We start from the raw sequence: 13,763 nt of genomic DNA, 5'->3' as shown, positions 1-13,763 counted from the left end.
GAGACCCCATGTCCGACGACATCTACAGCAATCTTAAACAGCTCGGCGGGGAAACCCGCATCCCCGCCAGCCCCGAAGAGGCCGAGCTTGAGCGTGTGCCGAACCCGCAGGCCGATGTGGCCTATAACGTGCGCTTCACCGCGCCGGAGTTCACCTCGCTTTGCCCGATGACCGGCCAGCCCGACTTTGCCCATCTGGTGATCGACTATGTGCCCGGCCCGTGGCTGGTGGAATCGAAATCGCTCAAGCTGTTTCTGACCTCCTTCCGCAATCACGGCGCCTTTCATGAGGATTGCACCATCTCCATCGCCCGACGGTTGGCCGAGTTCCTTGCCCCGCAATGGCTGCGGATCGGCGGCTATTGGTATCCGCGCGGCGGCATTCCCATCGACGTCTTCTGGCAAACCGGCCCCCTGCCCGAGGGCGTCTGGATCCCCGATCAAGGGGTGCCGCCCTACCGCGGGCGCGGCTGACCAAGCCCTTCCTACCTCCTACCCCGCAGCATTCGGGGCGCGCGCCCACCCGCCCGCGCCCCGTTTTTTCGGTGAAAACCGTGTGTTTTAGATCACAATATCTTCAGCAACCGTCTTCTTCCTTGAACCTCCAGCGGAGAAAGGCCGTTAGTCTCTCATACACGCATACGACCCTGCCCCGCGCAGAGAGGTCAACCACGGAGCGACCACATGCTGACAAGACGTCATTTCATTCAGACCACCACGGCGCTATTTTCCAGCGCGATTGCCACCCCCCTGATGGCCCGCACGCGCCCAAGCGCGGCAGAGAAGGCCGCTTGGGATGCGCAGGTCACCCCGGCGGGCTTTGACCCGGCGACGAGCAACCCTTGGGGCGTCCACCCGCGCTTCTTGCCGCAGCGCGTCGTGGCGAATGACAACCTGCGCGTCGGCGACATCCACGTCGATGCGGTGGCGCGCTATATCTATCATATCGAAGAGGGCGGAACCGCCATGCGCTACGGCGTGGCGATCGCGCGTGGCAATCTTTATGAGCCGGGCACCTATACGATCAAACGCAAGGTGCAATGGCCGCATTGGACGCCCACCCAAAACATGATCAAGCGCGATCCCGAGCTTTACGCGGGCCTTGAAGACGGCGTGCCGCCCGGCCCTGAAAACCCCCTCGGCTCGCGGGCGCTTTACCTCTTTGAAGGGAACCGCGACACCTATCTGCGCATCCACGGCACCCCGCAGCCGCAGAGCATCGGCGGCCGGGCAAGCTCAGGCTGTGTGCGGATGATCATGGCGCATATCAACCAGCTCTACCCGAATGTGCAGACCGGCTCGACGGCCTATCTCTACTCGGCGGAAGAAAGCGTTGTCGCCAGCAGCTAAGCTGGAACGAATAACGGGGGCCGCTTGGCAGCCCCCGTTTCTATGTCAGGCTTGGCGTTTGGTGCAGATCGGCTTGCCGCCTACCGCCCGCAGCGGCACCAGCGTCGTCTCGACCGGGCCGTTGTGCTGATACCAATAGCAGCCATCCTCCGGCAGCAACCGCGCCGTCGACAGATCTTGGTTCGGCGCGGCAAGGCTCACCACCGCCTCCGGCAGATTGCCCATGCGGGCCGAGCCGCCCTGCGGCCCACTCGCCGGCACCGTACACCCCGCAACGGCCAGCAAGGCCGCCCCGATCACAAAAGTTCCTGTTTTCATCAAAGCCTCTGCCATTCCTGATTATATCCGGGGCAATCTGACAGACCGGATGGGGATTTCAAGGCACAAGGGGGTGAGGATGGTCGGCAGCGCCCTACGCGCCGAATGGCGACCCCGGCAGGATTCGAACCTGCAACCTGCCCCTTAGGAGGGGGCTGCTCTATCCAGTTGAGCCACGGGGCCGACAGGCTTGGGTTTAACGCAAGCGTCTGGCGATGTCATCGGCAGATTGGCAACCGAATGACTGCGCCTCGCAGCAGGGCTGCGGCAATGCTTGATCGCGCCTCCCGCTTCGCGCTACCTATGGGTGAGGCAAACAGGAAAACCAAATTGACCACACCCCCCAAACGCCCGTTGACCCTCCGTGATGTGTCCGATGCTTGCGGCGTTTCCGAGATGACGGTCAGCCGCGTCCTGCGCAAACGCGGCGACGTGTCGGAGGCCACCCGCAACCGTGTTCTCGCCGCCGCCAAGGCGCTTGGCTATGTGCCCAACCAGATCGCCGGATCGCTGGCCAGCCAGCGCGTGAACCTTGTGGCGGTCGTGATCCCTTCGCTGGGCAATATGGTGTTCCCCGAAGTTCTGAACGGCATCAACCAAGTGCTCGAAGACACGCCGCTGCAGCCGGTGGTGGGGGTGACGGACTACCTGCCCGAGAAGGAAGAGCGGGTGCTTTATGAGATGCTCTCATGGCGGCCCTCGGGGGTGATCATCGCGGGGTTGGAGCATTCCGACGCCACCCGCGCCATGTTGCGCAATGCGGGCATTCCGGTGGTCGAGATCATGGACACCGATGGCAAACCTGTCGATGCGATGGTGGGGATCTCCCACCGCCGCGCCGGGCGCGAGATGGCACAGGCGATCCTGCGCGAGGGCTATGAGCGGATTGGCTTCATGGGCACGAAAATGCCCCTCGACCACCGCGCGCGCAAACGGTTTGAAGGTTTTACCGAAGGGCTCGCCAAGGCGGGGGTCGAGATCGAAGACCGGGCCTTTTACTCCGGCGGCTCCGCGCTGGCCAAGGGGCGCGAGATGACGCAAGAGATGCTCGAACGCTCGCCCGACCTTGATTTCCTCTATTACTCCAACGACATGATCGGTGCGGGCGGGCTGCTGCATCTGATCGACCAAGGCATCGACATTCCCGGTCAGATCGGCCTTGCCGGGTTCAACAACGTCGAGCTGCTGCAAGGTCTGCCGCGTCAATTGGCGACGATGGACGCTTGCCGGAACGAGATCGGCCAGGCCGCCGCGCGGATCATCCTGAACCAGACCCAGCCCGAGCCGGACCTTGAGATGCAAACCCAGGTCACCCTGACCCCGACGCTGTCACTCGGCGATACCCTGCGCCGCCGTCGTCAGGGGTGAGCCGCCCAAGGCTCGCCAATGCCGCCGCGCGGCGGTTGTTTCTGGCGCGTCACCTGCTGTCCGACCCGCCGCAGGGCCCGGCCAAGGGCGCGGCACTGCTCAAGCTGATCCATGATCTGGGTTTTGTGCAACTCGACAGCATCAACACGGTGGCGCGGGCGCATGATCTGATCCTGTTCGCCCGCCGTCCGCGCTATCGCCCCGCTGCGCTCAAGCGGCTTTATGAAAAAGACCGGGCGCTCTTTGAGCATTGGACCCATGACGCCGCCGTCATCCCGATGGGATTCTATCCGCAATGGCATCTGCGCCGAACCCGCGATGCGGCCAAGTTGCTGGGCCGCTGGAAGGATTGGCAGCGGCACGACTTCGAAACACAGATGCAAAACGTGCTCGCGCAGGTCCGGGCCGAGGGCAGCGTCACCTCATCCGACGTGGGCCGGGGCGAGCCGCGCAGCAGCGGGGGCTGGTGGCAATGGCATCCGTCGAAAACCGCGCTGGAGTATCTGTGGCGCAGCGGCGCGCTGGCCGTGACCGGGCGCGAGGGGTTTCGCAAGCGCTATGACCTGACCGAGCGGGTGGTGCCCGCCGCGCTGCGTGACCCGGCGCATGCCCCCGACATAGAGCAGACGATCGACTGGTGCTGCGATCAGGCGCTGGCGCGCTTGGGTTTTGCCACGGCAGGGGAATTGGCCGCCTTCTGGGCCCATATCTCCCCCGCCGAGGCGCGCGGCTGGTGCGCGGCAGAACAAGCCGCGGGGCGGCTGGAGGAGATCGACATTGAGGCCGCCGACGGCAGCCTGCGCCCTGCCTTTGCCCGCCCCGGCTGGGCCGATGACCCCGCCCTTACCCGCGAACCGCCCAAACGGCTCCGGGTGCTTAGCCCCTTCGACCCCGCCCTGCGCGACCGCAAACGCGCCGCCCGGCTTTTCGGTTTCGACTACCGGATCGAGGTCTTCGTGCCCGAGGCGCAGCGCGAATACGGCTATTATGTCTTCCCGCTGCTACAGGGCGACAGGTTGGTGGGACGGGTCGATATGAAGGCGCATCGCGATCTGGACGTCTTGCGCGTCACCGCGCTCTGGCCCGAACGCGGGGTTCGCTGGGGCAAGGGGCGGCAAGCGGCCTTCGAGGCAGAGCTGCACCGCCTCCTCCCGCTGGCTGGGGTGCGCCAGGTCAGCTTCACCGACGGCTGGCTGCGCCTGCCGCATTAGCCGAAACGGGGCGGCAGCAACCCTGCGTGAAACCAGTTGAGATAGCTGTGGATCGAGTGCACGGGCCGCCCGGTCGCCGCCGCGATATCCGTAGCATATGGCACCATGTTGGTGCATTCCAAAAGGATCGCCCCGACATCCGCGTGGGCCTCCACCAACCGCTGCGCCGCCTGCACCATCTCGGCCCGCGCCTGCGCCACGTCGAGGTCGGGCAGATTGCCGAGGATCGTTCGGGCGAAGCCGCTGCCCTCCGTCCCCACCACCGGGCTGCCCTCGGGCACCCCCGCCGCGCGCAGATGGGCGGGCGAAAGCGTGGCGGCGGAGATCGTCAAGATGCCGACCCTTTGCCCCAGCGGCAGGCAGGCCGCGATCTGCCCCGCCTGCTCCAACGCCGAGGCGGCAACGGGCACGCCCAGCGCTTCGGCGAGGCGAGGCCGGATCAGCGCCAAGAACCCGCAGGTGGTGGCAATGCCGGTGCAGCCTTCGGCGATCAAGTCGCGCCCCGCGGCGATGAAAGCCTGCACGAAGGGGTCGATATCGTCGCACACGATCGCTTCAGGCGTGGCCCCGGGCACCACCGCATAGCGCACCGGGAAATCCCAACTGCCCGCATGGCCGACATCCCCCAGAATGCGGGGAAACCGCGTGTCCAGCATGAGGATTCCCAGCCGCGCGCCCGTCTCGTTTGTCATATGCCCTCCGTTTGGGCGCAGGGTGCCTTTGCGGGCAGGGCGAGACAAGCGAAAGTCTAACGATGACATTTTATCAGCATTTTGTTGACGTGGTGATTTTTTGTGTAAAAGATGCCCCAAAGGAAACAAGCTATGACTCAACGCGAAATCGAAAGCCGCCACCCATGAGCCAGCATGTCGTCGTTATCGGCGCCGGAATCGTCGGCGTCTCTGCCGCGATCTGGCTGCGCCGCGCCGGGGCGGCGGTAACGCTCGTCGACCGGGCCGAGCCGGGGCGCGGCACCTCGCATGGCAATGGCGGCGTGCTGGCGGCGGCGGGCGTCGCGCCGGTGACCGGGCCGGGCCTGCTGCGCAAATCACCGGGGATGCTGCGCGACCCTGAGTTCCCGCTGTTCCTGCGCTGGCCCTATCTGCCCCGCCTGCTGCCATGGCTGCGCCGCTACATGGCCCACGCCAATGACCGCGACACCCGCCGCATCTCTGCCGGGCTGGTGCCCATCGTGAGCGACAGCGTGGCGCAGCACAAAGCCCTCTGCGCCGATCTGGGGCTGGAGGACTGGGTCCGCGACAGCGACTATTGCTTTGCCTATACCAATCGCGCTGCCTTTGAGGCTGAGGCCTACACCTGGGCGCTGCGCCGCGAGGCGGGTTTCGAGCCGGAAATCATCGAAGGCGGCGCGGTTAGGGAATTCGACCCGGCCTATGGCCCACAGATCACCTGCATCGCACGGCTGGCCGACCACGGTTTCATCGCCGACCCCGGCGGCTATGTCCGGGCGCTGGCCAAAGCCTTCGAGGGGATGGGCGGCACCATCCGACAGGCCGGGGTGCAGGACGTGGCGATCACCGACGAAGAAGTCACTTCGGTCCTCACCGATCAAGGCTCCCTGCCCTGCGATGACGTGCTGCTGGCGACTGGTGTCTGGTCGAAACCGCTCATGCGCAAACTGGGGATCAACGTGCCGCTGGAATCCGAACGCGGCTACCACATCGTCTTCAAGGATGCCGAGGGCGGCCCATCGCGCCCCACCATGATGGCGGCGGGCAAATTCGTCGCCACGCCCATGGCCGAAGGGCTGCGCTGTGCCGGGATCGTCGAGTTCGGCGGGTTGGAAGCGGGCGCGTCCAAAGCCCCACTGGCGCTGCTGCGCCGTCAGGCCAAGGCCGCCTTTCCCCATCTCACCGCCAAGGAAGAGATCGAATGGCTGGGGCACCGACCCGCCCCCAGCGACTCGCTGCCCCTGATCGGGCAGATCGGGACAAGCCGGGTCTACACCGCCTTCGGGCACCATCACATCGGGTTGACGGGCGGTCCGAAAACGGGCCGACTGATCGCCGGATTGATCACGGGGCAGACGCCAAACACGGATCTGACCCCGTATCACCCCCAACGCTTCGACGGATGACGCCAAGCGTGGGACTGCAACAACAAGGGAGAAACCATATGACACTGACAGCAAGACTGATGGCCGGCGCGGCGATGACCGCCCTGACGCTGGGCACCGCCATGCCCGCCTTCGCGGCCGAGAAATGGGACATGCCGATGGCCTATTCGGCCTCGAACTTTCACTCCGAGAACGGTGTGCAATTCGCCGAATGCGTGGGCGAGAAGACCGGCGGCGAGATCGAGATCACCGTGCACCCGGGCGGCGCCCTCTTTGCTGGCGCGGACATCAAGCGCGCGATCCAGACCGGGCAGGTCCAACTGGGCGAGCGCCTGCTCTCCGGCCACCAGAACGAGAACGCGGTCTTCGGCTTTGATTCCATCCCCTTCCTCGCGCCCTCTTTCGAGGCGAGCGCCCAGCTTTGGGAAGCCGCCAAGCCCAAGGTTGAATCCGTTCTGGAAGAGCAGAACCTTGTCCTGCTTTATAACGTGCCATGGCCGCCCCAAGGGCTCTACTTCAAAAAAGAAGTCGACTCGGTCGAGGACATGAAGGGCGTGAAGTTCCGCTCTTACAACAACACCACCGCGCGTCTGGCTGAATTGACCGGCATGTCGCCCGTCACCATTGAGGCCGCCGAAGTCAGCCAAGCCTTCGCCACGGGTGTGGCAGAGTCGATGATTTCTTCGGGCGCCACCGGCTATGATCAGAAGGTCTGGGAGAGCCTGACGCATTTCTACGAAGTCGACGCATGGTTGCCGCGCAACTATGTGATGATCAACGCCGATGTTTGGGCCGAGGTCTCGGACGCGAACAAAGAGGCGATCACCACCTGCGCGACCGAGGCCGAAGAGCGTGGCCTGCAAGCGTCCAAGGACTACACCCAGTTCACCTATGACGGGCTGCGCGAAGGCGGCATGAACGTGGAACCGGCCAGCGAAGAGCTGATGTCGGGCCTGCGTGAGGTGGGTGAGACCATGACGCAAGAATGGCTCGAAGCCGCGGGCGAAGACGGTCAGGCGATCGTCGACGACTACAAGGCGATGCAATAATCACGAAACCTGCGGCGGCCCGTCACCCGGGCCGCCGTTCTCATGCCCGGGCATGATTTGACGGAGGGAGAGCCGCATGAAGGCGCTGCGCAAACTATTGGACGGGCTATATACCGGGGCGGGGGCGCTTGCCGCGCTCTGTCTGGTAGCCATCCTTACCTTGATCGTGGCCCAGATGGTCGCCCGTTGGACCGGCAATGTCTTTCCGGGCGCTGCCAGCTATGCGGGCTATGCCATGGCCGGGGCCAGCTTCCTTGCCTTCGCCAATGCGCTCAACCGCGGCTCGCATATCCGCGTGTCGATCCTGCTTAACGCGCTGAGCGCGGGCGGAAAGCGGCTGCTGGATATCTGGTGTTTCGCCGTGGCGGCGGCGGTGGCGTGGTATTTCACTTACTACGCCTATTGGTTCGTCTACTGGTCGTGGAAGTTCCACGAAGTCAGCCAAGACCAAGACGCCACCGCGCTGTGGATACCCCAATCCGTCATGGTGATCGGCGGCGGCATCCTTGCCATCGCGCTGACAGACAATCTTTTGCACCTCATCTTCAAGGGCGACCACCGCGTCACCCGTGACCTAGTCGATCAAAGCTTCGGGGAATGACGCCATGACCGAGATCTATGCCATTACCCTGTTTCTGATCGTTCTCTTCTTCCTGCTCGGCACCGGTGTCTGGGTCGGCCTCGCCCTGATGGGCGTGGCCTGGGTCGGGATGGAGCTTTTCACCACCCGCCCCGTGGGCGACGCCATGATCACCACGATCTGGGCCAGTTCCTCAAGCTGGACGCTGACCGCGCTGCCGCTCTTTGTCTGGATGGGCGAAATCCTTTACCGGACGCGGCTATCGCAAGACATGTTCCGCGGACTGTCGCCTTGGCTGGCGAAACTGCCGGGCGGGCTGGTGCATACCAATATCGTCGGCTGCACGGTCTTTGCCGCCGTGTCGGGCTCTTCCGCCGCGACGCTGACCACCGTGGGCAAGATGTCGATCCCCGAACTGCGCGCGCGCAACTATCCTGAAAAGATGATCATCGGCACGCTTGCAGGTGCGGCCACGCTGGGGCTGATGATCCCGCCGTCGCTGGCGCTGATCGTCTACGGCGTAACGGTGAACGAAAGCATCACCAAACTCTTCTTCGCGGGCGTCCTGCCCGGCCTGCTGCTGGCGCTGATGTTCATGGGCTATGTCGCCGTCACCAGCATGCTGTCGAAGGATTGGAACCCCGATGCGGAGACCGGGATGAGCTTTGGCGAAAAGCTGCGCAACTCGCGTTTCTTGCTGCCGGTCTTTGCGCTGATCACGGTCGTGATCGGGTCCATGTACCTCGGCTTTGCCACGGCGACCGAGGCGGCGGCCATCGGCGTCATCGGCTCCCTCACGCTGGCGCTATTCCAAGGCTCGCTGAACTGGCACAGCTTCCGCGAGAGCCTGATGGGGGCGATGCGCACCTCTGCGATGATCGCACTGATCCTTGCGGGCGCGGCCTTCCTGAAACTGTCGATGGGCTTCACCGGTCTGCCCCGCGCGCTGGCCGACGGGATCGCGGCGATGGAGCTGTCGCGCTTCGAGCTTCTGATGGCGCTCTTGGTCTTCTACATCGTGCTGGGCATGTTCCTCGACGGCATCTCCTCGGTCGTGCTGACCATGGCGGTGGTCGAGCCAATGGTGCGCGGCGCGGGCATCGATCTGATTTGGTTCGGTATCTTCGTGGTCGTGGTCGTCGAAATGGCGCAGATCACCCCGCCGATTGGCTTCAACCTCTTCGTGCTGCAAGGCATGACCAATCACGAGATGGGCTATATCACCAAGGCCGCGCTGCCGATGTTCGCGATCATGGTCTTTATGGTCTTCGTGCTGATCTGGTTCCCCGAGGTGGCGACATGGCTGCCCGAAAACCTGCGCAGCGCACCGGTTTAGCGGTGAAGGGCCATGCGCTATATGCTGAGACTGGCCTCGCGCCATGCGCGGGCCTGCCTGATCGTCGGGCTGCTGGCGGGGCTGGCCCTGCCCAGCCTTGCGGCGGCGCTGGCCGGGTGGTTGCCGCAGATGGTGGCGGCCCTGCTGACGATCACCGCGCTCAGGATCGGGCACCGCGCGGCCCTTGGTGCAGTGCGCGATCTCATCTGGGGGCTGGCCTCGGTGCTGGCCTTGCAGACGCTGCTGCCCCTGTTGCTGCTGGCGGGCTTCGTGCTGGCCGGGCTGGGGCAGACCCCTGCGGCATTGGCCGTGACGCTTGCCGCGGCGGCCCCGGCGCTGACGGGCAGCGTGAACCTCGCGCTGCTCATGCGGCTCGACGCGGGGCGGATGATGCAGCTCATGGTGCTGGGCACCGCTGCTTTTCCGCTGACCGTCCTGCCGGTGCTGGCGGCCCTGCCGCAACTCGGCCCGGCCTCGGAAATCGCCCTCGCCGCCCTGCGGCTCTTGGCGGTGATCCTTGGCGCGACGGGGCTGGGCTTTGCCCTGCGCCATGTCTTACGGCCCCATCCCACCCCGCGCCAGACCGAGGCGCTGGATGGCGCATCGGTGCTCGCCTTCTCGGTCATCGTGGTGGGGTTGATGGCGGCGCTGGACCCGGCGCTGCGCAGCGATCCATGGGCCGTGGCGGGCTGGACGCTGCTGGCCTTCGCCCTAAGCTATCTGTTGCAGGCGGGCACATTGCTGCTGACCCGGCGCGGCCCGCTGCGCGCCGTGGCCGGACCACTGGCGATCGGTGCGGGCAACCGCAATATCGCGCTGTTTCTCGTGGCGCTGCCTGCGGAGGTCATCGCGCCGCTGATGATCTTTATCGGCTGCTGGCAACTGCCGATGTATCTGACCCCGGTGCTGCTGCCGCGCCTTTACGAAAGGATGCTTCGCAATGACTGACTGGCCCCGCATCCGCAGTGTCGGCCTCTCCGGCCTATTGGTCACCTTTGCCGAGAAGATGTCCGAACCCGCCAACCGCGCCGCCCTCGCCTTTCGCGCGGCGGTGGAGGAACAGGACTGGCCCGAGGTGAGTGAGACGAGCACCTCGCTGGTGTCGACCTTCGTGCAGTTCGAAGTCTCTCAAGAGGCCATCGCCACCATGACCGACCGCTTGCGCGACCTGCTCGAAACCCGCGACTGGTTCGCCGAAGCCCTTCCCGCCGGGCGCAGCCTGTGGCATGTGCCCACGGTCTATAGCACCGACCTCGCACCGCAGTTGGAGGAGGCCGCCGCGGCCGCGGGCCTCGACCCCGACGCGGCCATTGCGGAACTGTCACAGGCGCGGGTCCGGGTGCTGACCATCGGCTTCGCCCCCGGCCAGCCCTATATGGGCGAACTGCCCCCGCATTGGGACATTCCGCGCCAGCAGGGGCTGACCAAATCGGTGCCGCCGGGGTCGCTGGTCGCGGCGATCCGGCAGTTGATCATCTTCACCAATGCCTCCCCCACCGGCTGGCGGCACATCGGGCAAACCGCCTTTCGCACCTTCCGCCCCGGCAGCGATATGCCCTTTCCGCTGTCCCCGGGCGATGAGTTGATCTTCCCATCCATCACCCGGCAAGAGTTCGACCGCATCGCCGACGACCCCACCGGCGGCGCGGAGCGGGAGGCGCTGACATGAGCGGCACGCTGACCATCCTTCAAGCCGGTCCGGCCATGACCATCCAAGACCTTGGTCGCACCGGCTATCGCGCCGTTGGCCTAACCCATGGCGGCGCGGCGGACCCGACCTCCCTGCACGAAGGGGCCGCCCTGCTGGGGCAAGATCCCGACAGCGCCGCGCTTGAGATGGCCGGGAGCGGCGGCAGTTTCGAGGTCGATCAGGACACCCGCATCGCCCTGACCGGGGCGCAGATGCAGGTGAGCATCGACGGCGAGCCGGTCGCCTGGAACGCCAGCCACCTCCTGCCCGCCAGGGCCAAGCTGACCATCGGCGGCGCGCGGGACGGGGCCTATGGCTACCTCCATGTCGGCGGCGGGTTTGACGTGGCGCCGGTGATGAATGCCCGCGCCAGCCATCTGGCCGCTGGCATCGGCGCGCTGCTGCAAAGTGGTGAGACCCTGCCGCTAGGGGTCGATAAGGGCGGCGAGGCGAACCTCACCCTGCCCCGCGACAGCCGATTCGGGGCCGAGCGGGTGCGCATCGTGGCCTCCATGCAGACCGATGCCTTCGACGAGGCAACCCGCCAGCGGTTCACCGAAACCACCTTTCGCCGTGATCCGCGCGCCAACCGGATGGGCGCACGGATGGATCATGACGGCGAAGGTTTCGCCACCGGCGGGCAGTTGACCATCGTGTCCGAAGTCATCACCCCCGGTGACATCCAGATCACCGGCGACGGCGCCCCTTTCGTGCTGATGTGCGAATGCCAGACCACCGGCGGCTACCCCCGCATCGGCACGGTGATCCCCTGCGACCTGCCGATCGTGGCGCAGGCGCAGCCGGGTGCTGCGCTGCACTTCGCGTTCGTCGACCTCGACGAAGCGCTGGCCGCCGAGACGCGCCACCGCGCTGACCTTGCTGCCCTGCCCAAGCGCCGCCAACCGCTGTTGCGCGATCCGGCGCGCATCCGTGACCTCTTGGGCTATCAACTGATCTCCGGCGTGGTTTCGGCCACCGCCGACCCCTTCGAGAAGGAGCAGACATGACAACCGTCGATCTCAACGCCGACATGGGCGAAAGCTTTGGCCCTTGGAAAATGGGCGACGACGCGGCGCTTCTGCGCGTCGTGACCTCGGCCAATATCGCCTGTGGCGGGCATGCGGGCGACGCCGACGTCATGGCGGGGACGATGCGCATGGCCGATGAAAACGGCGTCGGCATCGGCGCGCATCCGGGGTTCATGGACCTCGCCGGTTTTGGCCGCAACCGCCTCTCGGTGCCGCGCGGCACCTTGCAGAACCAGATCCGCTATCAGGTCGCCGCGAGCGTCGGCATGGCACGCAGCGTCGGCGCTGAGGTACGCCACCTGAAACTGCACGGGGCGCTGGCGAATATGGCGTCTGAGGATGAGGAACTGGCCCGCGACCTCTATGAGGCGGCGCTGAGCGTGGCGCCCGACCTCATCGTCATGGTGCTGGCCGCCACGGCGCAGGAACGGGCGGTGAAATCACTGGGCTGCAAATGGGCCGGAGAGATTTTCGCCGACCGCGCCTATAACGACGATGCGACGCTGGTCGACCGCAGCAAGCCCGGTGCGGTGATCCATGATGCGGAAACGGCAGCGGCGCGGATGGTGGAGATGGTCAAGGCAGGCGCGATCATCACCGAGAGCGGCAAGCACATTCCCACCCGGATCGACACGATCTGCCTCCATGGCGACACCGCAGAGGCCGTTCAAATTGCAACCGCCGTCCGCAAGGGTTTGCAGGACGGCGGCGTAACTTTGGCAAAGTTCAGCGGCAGCGTTTAGCTGCGCACCAGCTTTTCATAGTCCAAGGCGATCTCACGCGTCAGCGCGCCGACCTCGAAATGCCAGTCGCCGATCTGGCCGACCGGGGTCACTTCGGCGGCGGTGCCGGTCAGCCAGCACTGCTCGAAACCTTCCAGTTCCTCGGGCATGATGTGGCGCTCGTGGACCTTGATGTTTTTCTCGCGCAGCATGTCGATCACGGTCTGCCGGGTGATGCCGTTGAGGAAGCAATCGGGCGTCGGCGTGTGCACTTCGCCATCCTTGACGAAGAAGATATTCGCGCCTGTCGCTTCGGCCACATAGCCGCGGTAGTCATACATCATCGCGTCCGAGCAGCCCTTCGCCTCGGCCGCATGTTTGGACATGGTGCAGATCATATAGAGACCCGCCGCTTTGGCATGGCTCGGGATCGTCTCGGGCGAGGGGCGCTTCCATTTGGAGATGTCGAGCTTGGCGCCCTTCATCTTGGCGTCGCCGTAATAGGCACCCCATTCCCAAGCCGCGATGGCCATGCGGACCGGGTTGCGGGCCGAGGCGACACCCATGTCTTCGCCCACACCACGCCAAGCGACCGCACGCACATAGGCGTCTTGCAGACCAGAGGCGGCGAGGACTTCGGCCTTGGCGGCTTCGATTTCATCAATCGTGTAGGGGATCTCGAAATCGATCATCTCCGCCGACCGCTTGAGACGCTCAGAGTGCTCGCGGCTTTTGAAGATCTTGCCGTTGTAGGCGCGCTCGCCCTCGAACACCGAAGACGCATAGTGCAGCGCATGGGTGAGGATATGGACATTGGCCTCGCGCCAATCCACCATTTCGCCATCCATCCAGATGTGCCCATCCCGGTTGTCATATCCGCCTGCCATGGTGTTTCCCCTCCAAATGACGCGCTATCTTTTCAAAAATTGCGCAACAATCGGCAGATGCAGACATTTAATTGCGCAAAACACGAGATTCGATAGCCTTTCACTATTGGAATGTCAACAACGCTGACGTAAACTGATCCTCAACAGG

15 protein-coding genes and 1 tRNA gene are annotated in these 13,763 nt (G+C 65.0%); 12 read left to right on the top strand and 4 right to left on the bottom strand.

Going from position 1 to position 13,763, the window contains the following annotated elements; genetic code table 11:
* Positions 1 to 8: 8 nt before the first annotated feature.
* Complete coding sequence (gene queF / locus ACGYK4_RS08395; protein ID WP_271692815.1) at positions 9 to 473, top strand: preQ(1) synthase; 465 nt, start codon at positions 9 to 11, stop codon at positions 471 to 473.
* A 210-nt stretch (positions 474 to 683) separates the two neighbouring features.
* Positions 684 to 1,349, top strand: coding sequence for a L,D-transpeptidase (locus ACGYK4_RS08390; RefSeq protein WP_394409554.1), 666 nt, complete (start codon positions 684 to 686; stop codon positions 1,347 to 1,349).
* Positions 1,350 to 1,394: 45 nt separating this feature from the next.
* On the opposite strand, the gene ACGYK4_RS08385 is transcribed toward ACGYK4_RS08390, so the two are convergent.
* Both ACGYK4_RS08385 and ACGYK4_RS08380 read right to left on the bottom strand, forming a co-directional pair.
* Positions 1,395 to 1,667 (bottom strand): hypothetical protein, encoded by a 273-nt coding sequence (locus tag ACGYK4_RS08385; RefSeq protein ID WP_394455989.1) that lies wholly within the window; start codon positions 1,665 to 1,667, stop codon positions 1,395 to 1,397.
* Between the two features lie 106 nt (positions 1,668 to 1,773).
* A tRNA-Arg gene (locus ACGYK4_RS08380) sits at positions 1,774 to 1,850 on the bottom strand.
* 147 nt (positions 1,851 to 1,997) lie between these two features.
* On the opposite strand from ACGYK4_RS08380, the gene ACGYK4_RS08375 reads away from it, so the two are divergent.
* Together ACGYK4_RS08375 and ACGYK4_RS08370 are read left to right on the top strand one after the other, a co-directional pair.
* Positions 1,998 to 3,035: a LacI family DNA-binding transcriptional regulator gene (locus tag ACGYK4_RS08375; protein WP_394430604.1), complete on the top strand. Its 1,038-nt coding sequence runs from the start codon at positions 1,998 to 2,000 to the stop codon at positions 3,033 to 3,035.
* The gene (locus ACGYK4_RS08370; RefSeq protein ID WP_394455987.1) at positions 3,032 to 4,246 is read left to right on the top strand and encodes a winged helix-turn-helix domain-containing protein; all 1,215 of its coding nucleotides are present in this window, start codon (positions 3,032 to 3,034) and stop codon (positions 4,244 to 4,246) included. The genes ACGYK4_RS08375 and ACGYK4_RS08370 overlap by 4 nt, the downstream gene beginning before the upstream one ends.
* Here ACGYK4_RS08370 and ACGYK4_RS08365 read toward each other — a convergent pair.
* Positions 4,243 to 4,938, bottom strand: coding sequence for an aspartate/glutamate racemase family protein (locus ACGYK4_RS08365; RefSeq protein WP_394455986.1), 696 nt, complete (start codon positions 4,936 to 4,938; stop codon positions 4,243 to 4,245). The genes ACGYK4_RS08370 and ACGYK4_RS08365 overlap by 4 nt on opposite strands.
* Positions 4,939 to 5,000: 62 nt before the next feature.
* Here ACGYK4_RS08365 and ACGYK4_RS08360 point away from each other — a divergent pair, with 62 nt between their 5' ends.
* From ACGYK4_RS08360 to ACGYK4_RS08325, 8 genes are all read left to right on the top strand, one after another.
* Positions 5,001 to 6,344, top strand: a complete 1,344-nt coding sequence (locus ACGYK4_RS08360; protein ID WP_394455984.1) for an NAD(P)/FAD-dependent oxidoreductase — start codon at positions 5,001 to 5,003, stop codon at positions 6,342 to 6,344.
* Between the two features lie 38 nt (positions 6,345 to 6,382).
* A complete protein-coding gene (locus tag ACGYK4_RS08355) occupies positions 6,383 to 7,372 on the top strand; it encodes a TRAP transporter substrate-binding protein (RefSeq protein ID WP_271688759.1) in 990 nt (329 codons plus the stop codon).
* Between the two features lie 76 nt (positions 7,373 to 7,448).
* Positions 7,449 to 7,973 (top strand): TRAP transporter small permease, encoded by a 525-nt coding sequence (locus ACGYK4_RS08350; protein ID WP_394455983.1) that lies wholly within the window; start codon positions 7,449 to 7,451, stop codon positions 7,971 to 7,973.
* Positions 7,974 to 7,977: 4 nt separating this feature from the next.
* The gene (locus ACGYK4_RS08345; RefSeq protein ID WP_394430595.1) at positions 7,978 to 9,288 is read left to right on the top strand and encodes a TRAP transporter large permease; all 1,311 of its coding nucleotides are present in this window, start codon (positions 7,978 to 7,980) and stop codon (positions 9,286 to 9,288) included.
* A 12-nt stretch (positions 9,289 to 9,300) separates the two neighbouring features.
* Positions 9,301 to 10,236: a hypothetical protein gene (locus ACGYK4_RS08340; RefSeq protein WP_394455980.1), complete on the top strand. Its 936-nt coding sequence runs from the start codon at positions 9,301 to 9,303 to the stop codon at positions 10,234 to 10,236.
* Positions 10,229 to 10,957: an allophanate hydrolase subunit 1 gene (locus tag ACGYK4_RS08335; protein ID WP_394455979.1), complete on the top strand. Its 729-nt coding sequence runs from the start codon at positions 10,229 to 10,231 to the stop codon at positions 10,955 to 10,957. Before ACGYK4_RS08340 ends, ACGYK4_RS08335 begins: the two co-directional genes overlap by 8 nt.
* Positions 10,954 to 11,985, top strand: coding sequence for a biotin-dependent carboxyltransferase family protein (locus ACGYK4_RS08330; protein ID WP_394430589.1), 1,032 nt, complete (start codon positions 10,954 to 10,956; stop codon positions 11,983 to 11,985). Before ACGYK4_RS08335 ends, ACGYK4_RS08330 begins: the two co-directional genes overlap by 4 nt.
* A complete protein-coding gene (locus tag ACGYK4_RS08325; RefSeq protein ID WP_394430587.1) occupies positions 11,982 to 12,749 on the top strand; it encodes a LamB/YcsF family protein in 768 nt (255 codons plus the stop codon). The genes ACGYK4_RS08330 and ACGYK4_RS08325 overlap by 4 nt, the downstream gene beginning before the upstream one ends.
* On the opposite strand, the gene ACGYK4_RS08320 is transcribed toward ACGYK4_RS08325, so the two are convergent.
* Positions 12,746 to 13,615: a branched-chain amino acid aminotransferase gene (locus ACGYK4_RS08320; protein ID WP_394455978.1), complete on the bottom strand. Its 870-nt coding sequence runs from the start codon at positions 13,613 to 13,615 to the stop codon at positions 12,746 to 12,748. The genes ACGYK4_RS08325 and ACGYK4_RS08320 overlap by 4 nt on opposite strands.
* Positions 13,616 to 13,763: the final 148 nt, after the last annotated feature.

Source organism: Sulfitobacter sp. 1A13368 (assembly GCF_043557275.1).
GTDB lineage: Bacteria > Pseudomonadota > Alphaproteobacteria > Rhodobacterales > Rhodobacteraceae > Sulfitobacter > Sulfitobacter faviae.
The sequence above is the reverse complement of the archived record's forward strand: the minus strand, read 5'-3'. Positions and strand labels throughout refer to the sequence as shown.